The following is a 17,915-nucleotide window of genomic DNA, read 5'->3' as shown; positions in this document are numbered from 1 at the left end:
GCGCTGGGTCGTGGAGCGCACGCACGCTTGGTTCGCCGGGATGGGCAAGCTGCGCATCCGCTTCGAACGCCGCATCGATCTCCACTTGGCGTTGCTCTCGCTTGCATGCTCCATCATCTGCTTACGCATGCTTCCTGGGTTTTGTTAGCCGCTCTGATATGTGGATGTTCTGCAGGGTCCTTGCCCGCTCACCATCGCGGGAAACGCTGCAGATACGTCCCTGTCAGCGCTTTGGCGGCATCCAGGCCGCCAGCGAGTCCGGTGCTGGTGAGCGGGCAAGCCCCTGTCGAGATGGCTGGTGTTGCGGATTTTTCCAACAGGCGATCACTGAACCGCGCACGCGACGTACCTGGCAAAAATGCCGCTACAACGTGACTGGCTTCGCCTCATCCACGTGACGACTCACTTGCCCCTATCGCCAAGCCGTGCCGGATCGATCACGACGTGCTTGATGCGCTGACGCTTCCAGGTGTAGCTGATGTGCACCAAACCGTCGCGGGTCTGGATGACCGCAGGATAGGAGAACTCGTCTTTTTCGCTGTTTTCCAGCGTCAGTACGCGTTGCCAGTGCACGCCGTCGTTGGAGAGGGCCACCGCCAGGGTGCTGCGGCCGTCCCACCACTGTTTGCCTGCGATCCCTGGGTTGTAGACCAGTAATGCGCGGCCGTCGTGCAACATCACTGCGTCGGTGCCGGAGTTTGGATTTTCCACCTCCAGCAAGCGCATTGGCTGCCAATGCACACCGCCGTCGATCGAGAAGGTGCTGAAGAGTTTGTTCTGCTGGCTGCGGCCCAGCGCCTGCAGGCGTCCATCCGGATACAGCAAAAGGCTGGGCTGGATCGCGCCGATCACGTTGGCATCGTTGAGCGGCATGCTGCGCTGCCAGTGCGCGCCGTCGTCGTCGCTCCATTCCATGTGCGCGCGCCAGCCGCGGTCTTCGCTGCTGCTGGGCGCCAGGATGCGGCCGGTCGGTAACTGCAACGGCTTGTTCTTGATCGGCCCCAGGATGCCGTTGGGCAACCGTTGCGGTGGCGACCAGTGCGCGCCGTCGTCAGTGGAAAGGATGCGCAGCCCCCACCATTGGCGCGGATTCGGGCCGAGCTTGTAGTACAGCTGCACCGGCCCGGTGGCCGATTGGAACAACACCGGATTCCATGCCGGTACTGCATCGCCATCGACGCCGGCATGTGCGCCATCGGCGATGCGGCGCGGCGTCTGCCACTGCTGCGTGGCGCGCTGGCTGAGCCAGATGCCGACATCGGGCGCACCTTCGTGCGCACCGCCGAACCAAGCGGCCAGCAGGTGGCCGTCGCGCGTTTCCAGCAAGGTAGAGGCGTGGGCTTGCGGGGTGGGAGCCGGGTCGGCGATGAATTCGCTGAGCACGATCGGCGAGGGCGGCGATTCGTGCGCTTGCGCCAGTGCAGCGAACGCAGCCAGGCTCGCGGCGAGGCTTGCAACGAGATGGCTCAGCAGGCGTGGCGGAGGCATCGTGGTCCAGTCCTGTGCAGGGTTTAAAGAGACCTGTTTATTATCTATTAAGAGCAGCTAACAAAACTACTGCGCGGCCGCCAGGCGGGCGCTGTCGGTGCTCGGAATCGGCATGTACCACTCGTACACTCCGGTTCCTCCGCGCCGTCCGCACCCACCTGACCACCGCTCGCTACGTTCTGTTAGCCGCTCTAAATACCATGTGCGTTGTCCGTCGAGGCGACTTGGTCGACCAGTCGTGGCAGACGCGATGCGGTGCCAGCCACTCCTCCCGATCGCACTGGCTGGCTCGTACTCAGCCTTGCCGCAGCCACTCTGCCCGCCGCCATCACGCAGCACGTTGCCGAGGCGAAACCTTCACTGCAGCAGATTGCCTGGCGGTATCGCACACGCGTGCACGATCACAGTGATGCCGCGACGCGCACTGAAGAGTGACACGGCAGGGATCGAGTGATGCGCGCGCCGGCCGCTATGGAGATGGCACGGTGGGCAGTGGGTGTGGTGTTTGTCGGCGCGGGGGTGCGGGAAACGACCGCGATGAGTTTTCAGCACCGATCTGCCTGCATAACGCAGACCGCCGTGCATCCATTCACTCAGGAGTGCAGCGATGGCTTTCCCAACCGCAGTCGATCCGCAGATTACCGATGCCGTCACGCAGAGCAACGTCAAAGTCATTGGCGAAGCGTCAGCGGTTGCGATCGGTTCGCTTTACCAGAGCATGGTCCATTCGACCGATATCCTGTTTCAGAACGCGGTCTGTGCGCAGCAGCAGAACACCTTGGCGCAGGCGGCCACCACTCAGGGCGTGATGCAGACCCACGCTGGAGATACGGCCGCTTCAGCGACAGCGTTCGAGAAAGTTGCGCAAGGCGGTGCCACAGACAATCTGAACAGTCTGCTCACCGTGCTCAAGTCGTTCAACACTGCGAAGTAACCGCCTCTGGCGACAGCGTCACGGCTGTCGCCACGCTTGCTGACGCAAACGCTTCGCTCAGGCGGCGTTGCCGTCGCGTACCTGCGGCGGCAGCAGCGTTTGCGGCTTCTTGGCCGATTCGGTCTGGCACAGGAATGTCATCAGGTGCGCGGCCTCGGCACTGCCCATGGGCTTGCTGTGGATCTGCTCTGCAAAGGCGTGTTGGGTGTGCTCCGGACCTGCGGGGACGGACGCTTGTGCAACGGTAGACGACGACATGCAACGCTCCTGGAACCTGCAATCAAGCCGTCTACGTCGCAAGCAAGCGCATCCGTAACGGAGTCAGCCGGTGATATTGCCTGGAATCCGTGCCGTCCGATACCTCGACGGTATGCGGGCGGCGCAGCGGCACCGGACGTTCTGATAACGGCGGCTGAGACCATACCTAAAGTGCCATCGGCAGACGTCCGTTCTGGCGGTGAGGTGTGATTGCGCAGCATGACCAGCGGCGATGGGGCCTTCTCTTACAAGAATGACGGCGGCTCAACACTCCGAGAGCTGTGCCGGGTCGTACTGGCGATAATGCAAGCTCTGTCAGGCCGCCCACGCGGCGTCTTACGTCCTGACAGTCTGGCAAGAGGTCGCCAGCTGTGGGCTTTCTCTGAGATAAATTGCACGAAGCGCGATGGGGCCGGATGGTTCGTTTACGGCACTGCGTATTCGTCGCAGCACGACTGGATGCAGAGGACAGGCGCACCATCGCCGCTCCGCACCGGTTGGAGCTTGCTCATGCGTGTCCAGCGATCCACTGCACATCATCTTGTTACACACGGTTCTGCCGCCGCTGAAACGCCGGCCGCAGCGGAATTGCCGCAAGATGGACAGGGGTGGCCACTGCGGTTGAACGGGCTGCAGACGCGGCCGGTCCCGAAACGCACAAAGCGCGATGAGAGCAAGCCACGACCGCATCGCGGGGATGCCAACGCCCGAGTCGATGAGGCGGAAACGGCCTATGACATCTTCGTGGTCGCCAAATACGGTGCCGACCCCTTGCACGGGACCGCGGACCAAACGGCCGAATTGCTCAACACCATTCCCCAGCGCGAAGAACCCGAGCACGCCGCGGAAGCCGGGGAGCCCGCGCATCCCGACGTGCACCCACCATCGGAGCATGCATCGCCACCGGATGGCGTCCACCCGCCACACCCACCGCAAACCGAACATCCCGTACCGCCGCACGATGCACCGGACCCGCATGCGTCGACGCCGGACGGGCATTCGGCGGATCCGCATGCGGTTGAGCCGCATGCGAAGGACAGCATCATGCACGCCCTTGCCGAGGAAGGCGCCCCCGGGGGGACGTTCGAACTAGCCATGAGTTTGGGCATCGGTAGTGCGATGCTGCCGCTGTCGGGTCTTGCGATGTATGCCGCGTACAAGGAGACCCGTGAAGTTGCCGAGCAGCGCACGCACTTGCGGCAGCGGGAACGCCGCCTGCGCTCGGACCTGGCGGAACTGCAACCTGCACTGGACACGGGAGCGCTCGCAGACGCTGCAAATGTTCACGCCCACGCACTGAGCGAGGCGATCGAGACCAACGTCTACCTGCAGCAGCGAAATGCGCGGGACGGTGCCATTGCAGCGACCTCCATGGCGTCGGCCGGGGTGATCTTCACCAAGGCAGCCAGTGAACTCGGCATCCAGGGCGGGCTGGCAATCGCCAGCAAGAGCACGAATGCGGTCGGGCTGGTCGGCCACAGTGCCGCTGCCGCGGGTGCCGCGTCTGCGGCCGGGATCGCCGGCACTTTCGTGCTTGGACCGTTGGCGAGCGTGGCGGCCACCGCATTGGGGAGCACGTTCCTGCACCAGTCGCGTCGGGAAAGGACGCGTGTCGCCGTGGATGTCGAACGGGTCGAGCGCTTCCTGCAAGACCTCGAACCTAGCGAGCTTAGTCCTGGCGCACAGCACTACCAGCACTTTGTGAGCACCAAGTTGAGCAAGTACGACCGCTTTGCGCATGATTTCAATCAATGGAACAAGGGCTTTGTCGCTGGTGGAATCACCTACACAGCCAGTACGTTGACCAAAGTCGGCATCAGCACGGCTGTCGTTGCCGGCGCCACGGTCGCTGCACCGGTGGGCACCGGCCTGATCATCGGTGCAGGTCTGCTCGGTGCGGCCACGATGGGGGTCGGTAGCCATCAGTTCCTGCTGGCGCACGGCAAGCAGAAGCGCTATCGCAGGTACGAGACCGAGGACATGCCTGGCGTCGATCGCACGTTACTGGCGGTGGCGGATCTGTTGCCGGCACGCGAGGCGGAGAGTGCCGCAGACCAGGAAGCGCCCAGCCTCGCCGACCAGTTCCAGCCAACAGCGCTGGACGTTGCACTGACGCCAGTGGTGGAGGAGGCAGAAGGGGACGATGAGGACGAGATCGTTGCAGAAACTGCTCCGGGCCTGGAGCCAAAGCATCGCCAAGGTGTCTCTGCCGGAGGTGAGGCTCAACCGGCAATGGCGGGACTGGCCGCTCCGACTGCCGACAGCGCGGGTGCAAGAGAGGCAGAGAACGCCGTTCCCCAACATGGATTCGAGTTGCGGAGCGCGCTTTACGCCTGCATCGACGGGCAGGAAAAGGCGCTGGACACGTTTGTGCAGCGCGCTGCCGACGACCTGCAGAAAATACATCCCGCCAAGCCGCGTTCGACAGATCAGGGCACGGTGTCGGGTCGAGCGGCACACGCGGCGCCGCTGAGCCCGCGCGTCAATGCGGTCCTGCGCGCAGCAGCGAGCTACGGGCGTGCGGTATTGACCGGCAAGCCGCAGGAGGCTCGAGGCAAGGCCATGCGCAGCCATGCGAAGCACAGCGCGATGCTGACCGAAACCGCGCTTTCGCAGTGGCTGCAAACGCCCGGCTCGGTCAAGTCGCAGATCGCCTACATGCAATGTAGCCTCGAACTGCAGAAGAAGTATCTCGACGCCAAGCTCAGCGCGCAGGCGGACCTTCCGCAGCCCGCAGTCCACGATGATCAGGAGCCCCAGGTCAACACGCCGATGGCTGCGGTCGATGACGCGCCGCAACGTCTGCTGGCGCAGCTGCACCAGGCGCGCACGCGCGATGACACTCAGCGGCGAGCCGTCGGCTTGATGTTGCAGGAACTGGCGATGGCCGAGCAGGAGCTGGCAAGCCCGGACGCGCGCAGCCAGGCGCGCGCAGCCGCCAGGATGCCCGGTTTGCAGCAGCGCCTGGTCCGCGCCCTGACCTCGAACGCGATCGTGCCGCAACAAGGCGTTGCAGGTTTCGCCCGGTTCTGTATGAAAGAGGCGCGTGAGCACACGACCCATGCGCGCGGCACGCTGTTGGCGACCGAAGTGCAGGCAGCACGCATCCGCGAACACGCTGCTGCCGCAGCGCCGGCGTCCACGACATGAGGGCGCTGTGCGAGCGAGCGAACGTCTGGAGCCGCCGCGGTTTGTGACTCACTCCTGCCGCTTGAGCCACACCTGCTGCTTCAGGCCGCGCACGCTGGGTGTGGCGACGTCGTCCAGGTCGAAGACCACGATCGTGTTAGCGCCCGTGCGCTGGAACGGCGCGGGGAAATACAGCGCGGTCTGCGGGCCAATGTTCCAGTGCCGGCCGAGATTCACGCCGTTGGCCCAGGCGAAGCCCTTGCCGAAGGCGCGCATGTCCAGATAGGTGTCGGTGGGCGTGCCGATGCGCAGCGTGCCGCGATGAAAGGCCGGGCCTTGCACGGCCTTGCGGGTCCAGCCGCGGATGCGGTCGGGCGCGCGCATCGGCAGCGGGAAGGCCTGCCAGCCGGTGAGTGGCTGGTTGTCCAGCAGCACCGGGTCGACCAGGCCGGCGCGGCCGTCGGCCATGCGCGGGCCGTAATTGATGCGGCCGTTGTTTTCCACCAGCACATCCAGCGTGTGTTGGCCGGCTGGAATCTCCACGTTGGTGGACACCTGCTGCAGCCGGCGTTCGACGCTGCCGACCGGTGTCTGATCCAGATACACGCGCGCCACATCGCGCACGTCGCCCAGATACAGCGGGCCCTTGCGTGGGCCGGTGACGGTGGTGCGGTAGAGGATGTAGCCGTAATCCTGGCCGAACTGTTCCATCGGCTGCGGGGTGTCGATGGCGATCGGTGCGGGCAGGTTGTCCCACAACGATGCGGATTCGCGCAATGGCGTGTCTGGCAGCGCGGTTGTCGCGATCGGCGCCGGTAATGCGGGCGGCTGCACGCCGGTGACGCGGGCGATGGCATCGCGCATCAACGCGAACTTGGGCGTGGGGTGGCCAGCCTCGTCGAGGATGGCGTCGTAGTCGTAGCTGGTGGTCTGCGGTGCGTAGTGGTCGCTGGGATTATTCTGGAAATTGGCGCCATTCATGAAGCCGAAGCTGGTGCCGCCGATGAACATGTAGAGATTGGCGGAGTGGCCCTGGCGCAGGATCCACTCGAACTCTTCGGCCTGTTGTCTGGCATCGGTGGCGGCATGCGGCTTGCCCCAATGGTCGAACCAGCCGGCCCAGTATTCGCCGACCATGCGCGGTTGATCCGGGCGGAACTTGATCAGTTTGTCGAATGCGCTCTTGGCTTCGCCGGGTGCGAAGTTCACCACCGCCAGGGTGTCGGGCAAGGTGCCGTTGGCGAGCACATCGGCGCCATCGGAGGTGAACAGCAGCGCCTTGTCGAAGCCGGCCTTGACGTACATGGCGCGGTTAGCGGCCATGTAGGCGTGATCGTCGGCGTAGGAGCCGTATTCGTTCTCGACCTGCACCGCGATGATGGGTCCGCCGTTGTGGTTGAGCAGCGGCTGTACCTGCTTGGCCAACGCATCCAGATAGGCCTGGCTGGCGGCGAGAAAGCGCGGGTCGCGGCTGCGCACGCGGATGTTGTCCTTGCCGAACAACCAGGCCGGGTACCCGCCGGCTTCCCACTCGGCGCAGGCGTAAGGGCCGGGGCGCAGGATGACGTTGAGGCCTTGCGCGGCGGCTTCCTTGACGAAGGCGGCGACGTCGTTGTTGGCGGAGAAATCGAACTGCCCCTGCTGTGGTTCGACCAGGTTCCAGAACACGTAGGTTTCCACCGTGTTCAAGCCGAGTGCACGTGCTTTCTGCAGGCGATCTTTCCAGTAAGCGCGCGGGATGCGCTGGAAGTGGATGGCACCTGACAGGATCTGATACGGCTTGCCGTTGCGCACGAATTGCGTGCCCTGGGTGCCGAAGGTTGGCCAGGAATCGGGCGTGGCGGCAGCGGCGGGTAGCGCGAGTGCCAGGGCCAGAACCAGGGGAGCAAGAGTGGGACGCAGCATGGAGGTCTCGATGTAGTGGGCCGGTGGTGCTGGGGAGGGAGGCGCTGGTGGTTGCGTTCTGCCCTCATCCGCCCTGCGGGCATCTTCTCCCGCTTGCGGGAGAAGTGAGGAGCAATACCCGCTTGCGGGAGAAGGAGGAGCAACGCTCGCTTGCGAGAGAAGGGAAGATCAATGCCCGCTGGCGGGAAAGGAGAGAAGCACTCCCCGCTTGCGCGAGAAGAGAAGAGCAATCCCCGCCTGCGGAAAGAGAAAGAAACTTCAACTGGCGAATGAACAAGCGATCCCTGTTTGCATGAGTGGGGAAGGAGGTTCCCCATTCGCGCAGCAAGAACCCACTGCGCCGCTCGCGAAAGCGGCGCACTGGCGTTACGCGAACGACGGTGGCAGATCCTTCTTGTCTGCGCCGAAGGCCGGGTTCGGCTTGGGTCCCATTGCAAATTCCAACGTGCCACCGGCAGCCAGCTCGGTGTGACGTAGCCAGGCGCGGGTGAGCGGTTTGCCATTGAAGGTCAGCGACTGCACATAGACGTTCTGCGCACTGTTGTCCTTGGCCACGATGCGCAGCGTGCGGCCGTTGCCCACATCCAGCGTGGCGCGTGCGAACAACGGGCTGCCCAGGATGTAGTTGCCGCTGACCGGATCCACCGCATACAAACCGAGCGCGCTCAACACGAACCAGGCGCTCATCTGCCCGCAATCCTCGTTGCCCGACAGGCCATTGCGCGCGTCGTGGTACTGCTCGCGCAGCAGCCTGCGCACCATCGCCTGGGTCTTGTACGGCTGGCCGGCGTAGGCGAACAGATACGCCACATGGTGGCTTGGCTCGTTGCCATGCGCGTACTGGCCCACCAGGCCATCGATATCCGGCGGTGCATCGGCGGGCAGTTCGGAGCTGGTGGAAAACAGCTCGTCCAGCTTGGCGACGAAGCCATCGCGGCCGCCGTACAGGTCCATGTAGCCGTACAGGTCGTGCTGGTTGAGGAAGGTGGCCTGCCAGGCATTGGATTCGGTGAAATCGCGCCACTTGGCGATGTGGCCCATGCCGCGCGGGTCGAACGGTTTGGCCCAACTGCCGTCGGCAAGCCGCGCCTGCACGAAGCCGCTGTCGCGATTGAACACGTTGCGGTAGTTGCGCGAGCGCTCGCGCAGTGCGCGGGCATCGGCACTGGCGCCGGCGGCTTGCGCCAGGTGCGCACAGGCCCAGTCGTCGTAGGCGTATTCGAGCGTGCGGCTGACCGCTTCGTCCACCTTGTCGGCGGGGATGTAGCCGAGCTTGCGGTACTCGCCCAGGCCGTGGGTGGTGTCGTCCATCGCACGCTTGCGGTAGGCCGGCCACGCGGCCTTGTAGTCGATGCCGGTGAAGCCCTTGGCGTGCGCCTCGGCCAGCACCACGGCGGAGTGATAGCCGATCATGCAGCCGGTTTCCACGCCCTGCAGCGGCCAGATGCCCACGCCGTCCGGACATTCGTTGGCGCCGCGTACCAGGCATTGCACCAGATCCGGCACACGCTCGGGTTGCACCAACGTCAGCAAGGGATGCAACGCGCGGTAGGTGTCCCACAGCGAGTAGGTGCTGTAGTTGTGGTAGCCGCTGGGCGCGCTATGGATCTTCAGATCCATGCCGCGATAGCGGCCATCCACGTCGGAGAACAGCGTGGGCGCGAGCAGGCTGTGATACAGGCCGGTGTAGAAGATGCGGCGTTGCGCGTCGTCATCGCTGTCGATGCGCACGCGGGCCAGCTCTTTTTCCCAGGCGGCGACGGCTTGCGCATGCACGCGTGCGAAGTCGAAGTCCGGCAATTCGGCATCGAGGTTGGCCAGCGCATTGTCGGCGCTGACAGCCGAGATGCCGACTTTGATCAGCAGCGGGGCGTCGGAGGCATCCGGGTAATGCAGCGCGGCCTTGAGGTGGGTGCCGTCGAGACTGCGCGTGCCGGCGGCCAGCGGTTGGTCTTCGTTGTACAGCTGCACGCGTTTGAAGGGGCGCGACAGGCGCATGGCGAAATAGATGTAGCGCCCTTGCGCCCATTGATACACGCGGCGTCCGCCAGTGAGCGTGCGTTCGTCGACCACGCGCAGCTGCGCATCGCTCACCCGCGTGGGAATGCCGGGCTTGTCCTGCATGCCATGGCACAGGTCCAGCAACACGTGCGCCGGCTTGCCCTTGGGGAAGTGATAGCGGTGCAGGCCGGCCCGCGCAGTGGCGGTGAGTTCGGCATGCACGCCGCTGTCCTTGAGGCGCACGCGGTAGTAACCCGGCGATGCGGCTTCGTCGGCATGGTCGTAACGCGAGCGGTAGCCGGCATCCGGGTTGTCGAGCGGGCCTGGCACCAGCTTGACCTCGCCGGTGGCGGGGACCAGCAGGAAGTCCAGCATGTCGCCGATGCCGGTACCGGACAGATGCGTATGCGAGAAGCCCATGATCGAGCCGTCGGACTCGTGGTAGCCGGAGCATGAATCCCACACCGCGTTGTAGGTGTCCGGGCTCAGCTGCACCATGCCGAACGGCAGCGTGGCGCCGGGGAAAGTGTGGCCATGGCCGCCGGTGCCGATGAACACATCCACATGCCGGGTGAGATCGGCGCGGGTACGTGCATCGGCCGGTAGCGCGTAATTGCCGGCGCGCGCGCGCGCCAGGCCGGGCAGGCCAACGCTGCCGAACAATGCTGCGGCGATGGCGCCTTGGAGAAAACCGCGTCGTGTTGCCATGTGTGTGGTCTCGGAGTTTGCGGGCCGATGCTGGGGCACCCTCATCCGCCCTTCGGGCACCTTCTCCCGGCGGGAGAAGGGAACATCAAGTGCTGGGTCGTTCCGCCTGTAAAGGAGGAGCTGGCGTTTCGGGCAATCAGCTGCTGCGCAGCAGCTGCGGTTTGCGTTGGGACAGGTCGATGATCAATTCGCCGAACAAGGTGTTGGCCCAGGCGAACCAGTCGCGGGTAAAGGTGCTCGGGTTGTCCTTGTGGAAGGCCTCGTGCATGAAGCCGGTGCCGGCATGCGTGGTTTTCAACCACTGCAGGCATTGGCGCAGTTGCGCGTCGTCGTCGCTGACCAGCGCGTATTGAATGATCGACATCGGCCAGATGGTGCCCATGCCGCTGTGCGGGCTGCCCACGCCTTCGGCGGCGGTGCCGCGCGAGAAATACGGGTTGCGTTCGCTCCAGGCCAGCTGGCGGGTGCGCAGGAACACCGGGTCGGCGCGGTCGCAGCAGCCCAGGTAGGCCAGGCTGAGCAGGCCGGGGGCATTGGCGTCGTCGATGAACAACTGGTTGCCGAAGCCATCCACTTCGAACGCCCAATACGCTTGCCCGTCGGCATCGCGCTGCTGGCCGAACCGGCGTGTGGCGGTTTCCACTTCATCGGCCAGCGCGGTGCACTCTGCGGCGAAGGCGGTGTCGCGATGCAAGGCCGTGCTCATCGCGGCCAGTTGCCGCAGCGAGGTGACCGCAAACAGGTTGGCCGGCACGAACAGCGGATACACGCAGGCGTCGTCGGAGGGGCGGAACATCGAGTGGATCATGCCGTTGGGCTTGGTCGGCTGGCCGTAGCCTTCCAGCACCAGCGTTTCGGTGGCCAGCGGGGAAGGGCGCTGGAACACGTAGGGGCCGCGGTTGTCCTTGCGCTGCTGCTCGCGGAAGGTCTTGACCACCACGTGCATCGCCGCGCGCCAGTCGTCGTCGAACGGTGCGGCATCGCCGGTGGCGCGCCAGTATTCGTGCGCGATGCGGATCGGGTAGCACAGCGAATCGACTTCCCACTTGCGCTCGCCCACGCCGGGCTTCATCTCGGTGATGTCGTTGAGCGACCATTTCAGGCGCTGGGTCTGGCCATCGGGCAGGAACGCGTTGGCATACGGGTCGAGCGTGATGCAGGCGGCCTGGCGCTGGATCAGGCCATGGAACATGCGCCGCAATGCGGGGTCGCGCTTGGCCAGCGGCACGTACGGGTGCACCTGCGCGGAGGAATCGCGCAGCCACATCGCGTGGATGTCGCCGGTGATGACGAAGGTGTCCGGCTTGCCGTTGCGGGTGCCGGTTTCCACCGTGGTGTCGAGCGTGTTGGGGTAGCAGTTCTCGAACAGCCAGGCCAGTTCGGGGTCGGCGATGCGCGCCTTGATCTGCGCGATCTGCTGCTCGACCGCCTTGCTGACGAAGCGGCGCTGCGCCTTGGGCGGGCGCTTGCTGACGAAGGCGCCTGCGCCTGGAGAAGGTCCGCTAGCGGGCGCGGCCGCAAAGGCGGGCAGGGCACCGGCGAGCAGGCCGGCGCCGGCACTGGCGCCCAGCAGCTGAAGGATGTCGCGGCGGGTGTGCATGACCTGGAACTCCTTGGATTTCGACAGCAGGCCTGCACAACGGATGCCGCTCCAGCAGCCGCGCAACCCGCCGGCTAATGATGAGACCTATGCATGACCAATTTCCGATGACCATACAACGTGTGCGTCGAATGTGCATAGTGCGTTCGCACAATTCGGTTGCGTATGTTTATGTGACTCTGTTGCGGTGGACGCTGAAGGCAATTGACACGGGCCGCGGCCGTGTGCGCGGTAAAAGGTGTCGATGTTGATCGGCCTACCGAACACGCCAAGCACAGGATACGCGGTCGGTGACGCATTACGCTCGGCACGCAATTGTTATGGCTGAGCGTCGTGGCAAATCGAGAAACAGCATTTTTGGGGAAGCCACATCCGGGGTAATCCTGATTGGTTCGAAAGACATATTGAAGACATTCAAAATCACCATGCACCGTGGTGCTGGTCATTAATTTCGAAGGTGAAGCATTATGTAAAGCGGCAGCTGCCTGCTCTGTCGAATGCTTGAAGGCCCTACGATAACTATCAAGTATTACTTTCAAGTATTATTTTCAAGTATTACCGCGCGACATAAAAACTCAACACGAGAGAGGCCACACGCAAGTTATGCTTGACAACCGCGTATCCGCTGATTAATTATGGTCGCCAAGGTGAAGGATATATAGCGTGTCAAGGTGTGCTTTTCGCTCACCTGGACCTTTTCGAAGGATCGATAGTCGCATGTTCCAAAACCTCCCCAAGTTATTGCCCGGCTACGTTCTCCCGATTGTGAAGGGGAGCTGCATTGTAATGTTTCGTGGCGGTCGCTTAGGTCGAGGAATACTGTCCGCTATGCTTGCAACGATGCTGACCGCGCGCTGCATCCTTTCGGCAGCCGGACGACCGGGGCGGGCGTCGTCTGTCCTGTCAGTAGTGTTGATCGGCGCGTGCACCCTGCTCGCACTGCTCATGTCTGTGCGCCACACGGCACGCAGCAGCGATCAAGGGCACGACCTATGAGCCTGTTCCGCCAGGAAGTGCTGCAGGCACGCCGCAACAGTTGGCTGGGCAGCATCTCCCTGGCGCAGCCCGTGCGGGCCTGGGTGCTTGTCAGCGCCGCCGTCATCGTGGCGGCATCGGTCGTGGTCTTCCTGTGCATGGGCACCTACGCCCACCGCTCCACGGTGACCGGGCAACTGGTGCCGATCAAGGGCCTGGCCACGGTGATGGCGCCGGCCACCGGCGTGGTGAGCCGGCTGGAGGTCAGCGAAGGACAACGGGTCAAGGCCGGGCAGATGCTCGGCGTGGTCACGGTCCCGCGCGCGACCCTGGGCAGCGGCGACACGGAAGCGGCACTGCAACACCAATTGCGTCAGCGCGGTGAAGGTTTGAAATCGTCCGAACAGGCACAGTTGCAGCAATTGGATGCGCAAGAGCAGGGCTTGCGTGCGTAGCTGGCCAATCTGCGTCGGGAATTGGTGCAGGTGGACATGGAAGTCGCAACCCGTCGCAACCAGATCGCGCTTGCCAATGAGGTGCTGCAACGCTGGCGCCAATTGCAGAACGACAAATACGTCAGCGTGCTGCAAATCAAGCAGCAGGAATCCAGCGCGCTGGAATACACCAGCCAGATGCAGGCCTTGCAGTGGCAGGCGACGGAAATGCGGCGCAGCTCGGCGCAGATCGAACAGCAACTGCTGCGTGTGTTGCCGGGGCAGCGCGGGGGCGTGCAGGCCGACTATCGACGGGATGCGGCGGCGGTGGAACAGGAACAGGTGCAAACCCAGGTCAATGGCGCCTTGATGGTGACGGCGCCCGTGTCAGGCGTGGTGGCCACGCAGATGGCAAAACCGGGGCAAGCGATCCAGCTCGGGCAGCCGCTGCTGAGTATCGTGCCGGGCGATGGACGCCTGGAAGCCGAATTATTGGTCCCCAGCCGCGCCATTGGCTTTATCGCTCCTGGCGATACCGTGTTGCTGCGCTATCAAGCCTTCCCGTACCAGAAGTTTGGTCACCAGCAAGGCCGCCTGAGCCGGATCAGCCGCAGCGCGCTGAGTTCGAGTGAACTGGGCGCGCTGATCGGCAATGCCCAGCAGGGCGAACCGTATTACCGGGTCACCGTCGCGCTGGGGCGGCAAAGTGTCATGGCCTACGGCAAGCCCGAAATGCTCAAACCGGGGATGCTGTTGCAAGCCGACATCATCGGCGAGCGCAGAAGGCTGATCGAATGGGTATTTGAACCCTTATTGTCGCTTGGGAGGTGATTGGTTTCGATGCCTCGTAGGAAGCAATACCTGTAATCAAGATGTTCAGGGATGTTTTGTCAATGAGATCGCCAGAGAATATCCCAAGATGTGAAATGAAGGTTGATTTTCCCCGGCGCAGGGTTTGCGTCAAATTGACTGTAAGAGGTGCTATATGCGTGAGTTGAATCTTGAAGAAACAATTGCTGTTGCTGGCGGGATTGAAGCCGGTTGTTCTCACACTACAACAACGACTACAAATGCTGATGGCAGTACGACAACGACAAGGTCGACTGAATGTCACGTTAAGGGCTGATCTTTAATTTCTTATGAGGCTTCGATCCAGCATCGAAGCCTCATTTTTAATATCAATTTCACGGTGTATTTCAAACATGGTTCGTGTCACAATTAAGGCGGCTGCGTTTTTTCTGATTTTTATTTTTTATGGAAGCGCCTATGCCGGCTGGAGCCGAATTTCTCCAGACACAATAGAATTACGTGGCGATATTGACCAGAATTCTGACGTCGAATATTTCAAAGTTGCAACTGGCGGCTATTCAAGGGTAGTCGTTCATAGCGGAGGTGGATATCCCTTTGTTGCGCTCAAAATCGCCGAAGACATCGTCCAGCATCGTCCGATTGAAGTAAAAGTGGATGGGATATGTCTATCGGCATGCGCTAGCTATATCGCAATGGCTGCCTCATCGTTGACTGTCGATTGTGGAGCGGTTCTTGGTTGGCATGGGACGTTGCCCACTGGGAAGGAAGGTGAGGCTATGTTGGTGGCGGAAGGAGGCCCAAGGATTTTGGGGGCTAAGTATCGTGATTGGCTGGAGAAATTTCATGCCGAAGAGAGAGATTTTTATATTCGCGCTGGCGTAAACTATAAAATACTGGAAAATGCAGATCAGCAGGTAAGCAAGAATCCTGGAAAGCTGGATGAGTACAAATTTGATGAAAAGACCGCAGAGTATACCTATACAGCCACCCCGTCTGTATGGGTGCCTCAGCGCGCTACACTGGAAAAATATGGAGTTAATGGGCAGCAGTATTGCCAGAAATATACGGACGAGATGGTTCGGGATGCCATGAAGAAGGCTGGCATCAAGTCGCCGTTCATATTGGAGAAGTAAGCCGTTGCCTTGGCATGCATTGATGGATGTCTGTTTATAGAACGAAGCCTACGAATGTGGTCTTGCCTCCTCGGCGATGGTGGCTAATGCCTATCGCCTTCACATCAGCCCACCGGAAATACGCAGCCGATTTCTGATGCCACTGAAAGGCATGAAGCTCAGTCGCCTGATCCAGATTGTCCAGCAAGTCGACTTTGCTGCTCGTCCACTTCGGCTGGAAATGGGATGCCTGCGTCATTGCGAATCAGATCTGAATTCACCGATTCAAAACGCCCCTCGAAGTCTTCTCCGAGGAGGTCCTCAACAGCGTTGCGAATCGGAGTTGAATTCGCCCCGCTTAAAAAACCGATAGTGGCATCTTCAAAAACGGGAGCGATCTGAGCGATGAAGGCGATTTTGCAAGCAGAAGCAGGCGAATGCGGGTTGGCGTCACTGGCGATGGTGGCGTCGGCGCATGGCATGCAACTTGGCCTGCCCGAGTTACGCCGACGCTTCCACTTGTCACTCAAGGGTATCCGACTGAATCAATTGATCGAGATTGCCCAGACGCTGGGCTTCTCCACACGCCCGCTGCGGCTGGACATGGAACAACTGGATCAACTCGTCCTGCCTTGCATCCTGCATTGGGATCTCATCCACTTTGTGGTGCTTGCCAAGGTTGGAAAAACTAAAGCAACGATCCTCGACCCGGCCATCGGCGAACGTAGGTTATCGCTCCAAGAGGTGTCCCAGCACTTTACCGGCGTGGCGCTGGAACTGACGCCCACTACCGAGTTCAAGCAGCACAAGGCAGCCCCTTCCATTTCCGCGCGCCAACTCACCGGCCCCATCCGTGGGCTGTGGAATGCACTTTCGCAGATCGCATTGTTGTCAATGGCGTTGCAGGTCTTCGTCATCCTGGCGCCGTTCTACACGCAATGGGTGGTGGACCAGGTGTTGGTGTCGGCGGACCGCGATTTACTCGTGGTGCTGGGGCTGGGGTTCGGCTTGGCGCTGCTGCTGCAAGTCGGCATTGGTCTGCTGCGTGGTTGGTCGGTGGTGTCTCTCTCTTCCAGACTCGGATTGCAGTGGATGGGCAATGTGTTCGCGCATCTGCTCAAGTTGCCGCTGGATTTTTTCGAAAAGCGGCACCTGGGGGATGTCACTTCGCGCATGTCCTCGGTGCAGACCATTCAACACACGCTCACCACCAGCTTCGTCGAGGCCATGATCGATGGGGTGATGGCGATGGTGACGCTGGTGCTGATGCTGGCCTATAGCTGGAAGCTGGCAATGGTGACGCTGCTGGCGGTCGCGCTCTATCTTGGCATCCGTGCAATTGCCTATCGGCCCATGCGCGACCGTACCGAACAACAGTTAGTGGCCGCGGCCAAGCAGCAGACACATCTGCTGGAATCGCTGCGTGGCATGCAAAGTTTGAAAGTGGCAGGTGAAGAATCGGTGCGTCGTTCCACTTACGAGAATCTACTCAACGAGACGGTCAATCAGGACGTGAAGCTGGCACGGATGTCTCTGGGCTTCAATACGGCCAGCCAGTTGGTGTTCGGCCTGGAGCGCGTCGCGGTGATCTGGATCGGTGCCAGGTTGGCGCTGGACAATGTATTTTCGGTCGGCATGCTGGTCGCTTACCTGGCCTACAAAGACCAGTTCGCCGTGCGCGTGAGCGGGTTGATCGACAAATGGATCGAGTTCCGCATGCTGCGCCTGCACGGCGAGCGGCTGGCCGATATCGTATTGACTCCGCCGGAAGAGCATCACGCACAACCGCACGCGCTGCCACCCACCGAGCCAAGCATCGAGGTGGAAGGGCTGTCGTTTCGCTACGCCGACGGCGAGCCCTGGGTGGTCAAGGACTGCTGTTTCACGATTGCACCAGGGGAATCGGTGTCCATCATTGGCGGGTCTGGTTGCGGCAAGACGACGCTGGTGAAGCTGTTGCTGGGGTTACTCATACCCAGCGAGGGCACGATCCGGATCGGCGGGCACGACCTGCACAAAATCGGCCCGCGCACTGTGCGCGCGATGATCGGCGTGGTGATGCAGGACGATCAATTGTTCGCAGGCAGTATCGCCGACAACATCGGTTTCTTCGATACGGATTTCGAGCTGGAACGGATCGAGGCGGCGGCACAGTTGGCGGCGGTGCATGAGGATATCGCCGCGATGCCGATGGGCTATCACACACTGATCGGCGATATGGGGAGTTCGCTTTCGGGCGGCCAGAGGCAGCGGATCATCCTCGCGCGTGCGCTGTATCGGCAGCCGAAGCTGCTGTTCCTCGACGAAGCCACCAGCCATCTGGATGTCACCCGCGAGCGCCTGGTCAACGAGGCGGTGAAGCACTTGCAGCTGACCAAGGTGATCGTGGCGCACCGCCCTGAAACCATTGCCAGCGCCGACCGTATCCTGGTGATGGCGCATGGACGGATCTTGCAGGAAGTGAAGTCGCAGCAATCGCCCGAAATATCATGTCCTGATGATCACGTCTTGAGTGCGTGAGCACAGGTCACACCCGTTGGCGCGCGATGTTCGAGCCGCTG

General features: G+C 62.1%; 9 protein-coding genes, 1 other RNA gene and 4 pseudogenes. 8 read left to right on the top strand and 6 right to left on the bottom strand.

What is annotated here, in order from left to right; translation table 11 throughout:
• Positions 1–148 (top strand): annotated as a pseudogene (locus XBLMG947_RS06330) (IS5/IS1182 family transposase); the annotation flags it as partial.
• 266 nt (positions 149–414) lie between these two features.
• Here XBLMG947_RS06330 and XBLMG947_RS06325 read toward each other — a convergent pair.
• Positions 415–1,488, bottom strand: a pseudogene (locus XBLMG947_RS06325) (sialidase family protein); the annotation flags it as partial.
• Positions 1,489–1,600: 112 nt separating this feature from the next.
• On the opposite strand from XBLMG947_RS06325, the gene XBLMG947_RS06320 reads away from it, so the two are divergent.
• Positions 1,601–1,676: non-coding RNA, sX9 sRNA (locus XBLMG947_RS06320), on the top strand.
• Positions 1,677–2,095: 419 nt separating this feature from the next.
• Positions 2,096–2,422: a RebB family R body protein gene (locus XBLMG947_RS06315; RefSeq protein WP_065467000.1), complete on the top strand. Its 327-nt coding sequence runs from the start codon at positions 2,096–2,098 to the stop codon at positions 2,420–2,422.
• A 57-nt stretch (positions 2,423–2,479) separates the two neighbouring features.
• Here the strand turns inward: XBLMG947_RS06315 and XBLMG947_RS06310 are convergent, their stop codons facing one another.
• Complete coding sequence (locus XBLMG947_RS06310; RefSeq protein ID WP_065466998.1) at positions 2,480–2,680, bottom strand: hypothetical protein; 201 nt, start codon at positions 2,678–2,680, stop codon at positions 2,480–2,482.
• A 510-nt stretch (positions 2,681–3,190) separates the two neighbouring features.
• On the opposite strand from XBLMG947_RS06310, the gene xopK reads away from it, so the two are divergent.
• A complete protein-coding gene (gene xopK / locus XBLMG947_RS06305; protein WP_280643354.1) occupies positions 3,191–5,830 on the top strand; it encodes a type III secretion system effector XopK in 2,640 nt (879 codons plus the stop codon).
• Positions 5,831–5,878: 48 nt separating this feature from the next.
• Here the strand turns inward: xopK and XBLMG947_RS06300 are convergent, their stop codons facing one another.
• The 3 genes from XBLMG947_RS06300 to XBLMG947_RS06290 all read right to left on the bottom strand — a co-directional run bounded on the left by XBLMG947_RS06300 (position 5,879) and on the right by XBLMG947_RS06290 (position 12,023).
• Positions 5,879–7,714 (bottom strand): glycoside hydrolase family 35 protein, encoded by a 1,836-nt coding sequence (locus XBLMG947_RS06300; RefSeq protein WP_065466996.1) that lies wholly within the window; start codon positions 7,712–7,714, stop codon positions 5,879–5,881.
• A 366-nt stretch (positions 7,715–8,080) separates the two neighbouring features.
• Positions 8,081–10,423, bottom strand: coding sequence for a GH92 family glycosyl hydrolase (locus tag XBLMG947_RS06295; RefSeq protein ID WP_065466994.1), 2,343 nt, complete (start codon positions 10,421–10,423; stop codon positions 8,081–8,083).
• A gap of 136 nt (positions 10,424–10,559) precedes the next feature.
• Positions 10,560–12,023, bottom strand: a complete 1,464-nt coding sequence (locus XBLMG947_RS06290) for a glycoside hydrolase family 125 protein (protein ID WP_065467006.1) — start codon at positions 12,021–12,023, stop codon at positions 10,560–10,562.
• Positions 12,024–13,015: 992 nt separating this feature from the next.
• Between XBLMG947_RS06290 and XBLMG947_RS06285 the strand changes: the two are divergent.
• The 3 genes and pseudogenes from XBLMG947_RS06285 to XBLMG947_RS24115 form a co-directional block, all read left to right on the top strand.
• A pseudogene (locus XBLMG947_RS06285) lies at positions 13,016–14,263 on the top strand (HlyD family secretion protein).
• Between the two features lie 371 nt (positions 14,264–14,634).
• A complete protein-coding gene (locus XBLMG947_RS23510; RefSeq protein ID WP_245228111.1) occupies positions 14,635–15,375 on the top strand; it encodes a S49 family peptidase domain-containing protein in 741 nt (246 codons plus the stop codon).
• A 76-nt stretch (positions 15,376–15,451) separates the two neighbouring features.
• Positions 15,452–15,550, top strand: a pseudogene (locus XBLMG947_RS24115) (hypothetical protein); the annotation flags it as partial.
• Here XBLMG947_RS24115 and XBLMG947_RS24110 read toward each other — a convergent pair.
• Positions 15,534–15,836, bottom strand: coding sequence for a hypothetical protein (locus XBLMG947_RS24110; protein WP_425479254.1), 303 nt, complete (start codon positions 15,834–15,836; stop codon positions 15,534–15,536). The pseudogene XBLMG947_RS24115 and the gene XBLMG947_RS24110 overlap by 17 nt on opposite strands.
• Between XBLMG947_RS24110 and XBLMG947_RS06270 the strand changes: the two genes are divergently transcribed.
• Positions 15,760–17,874, top strand: coding sequence for a peptidase domain-containing ABC transporter (locus XBLMG947_RS06270; protein ID WP_065466988.1), 2,115 nt, complete (start codon positions 15,760–15,762; stop codon positions 17,872–17,874). The two genes, XBLMG947_RS24110 and XBLMG947_RS06270, sit on opposite strands and share 77 nt — an antisense overlap.
• Positions 17,875–17,915 lie beyond the last annotated feature (41 nt).

The sequence above is a fragment of the Xanthomonas bromi genome, from assembly GCF_900092025.1.
Taxonomy (GTDB): domain Bacteria; phylum Pseudomonadota; class Gammaproteobacteria; order Xanthomonadales; family Xanthomonadaceae; genus Xanthomonas; species Xanthomonas bromi.
The sequence above is the reverse complement of the archived record's forward strand: the minus strand, read 5'-3'. Positions and strand labels throughout refer to the sequence as shown.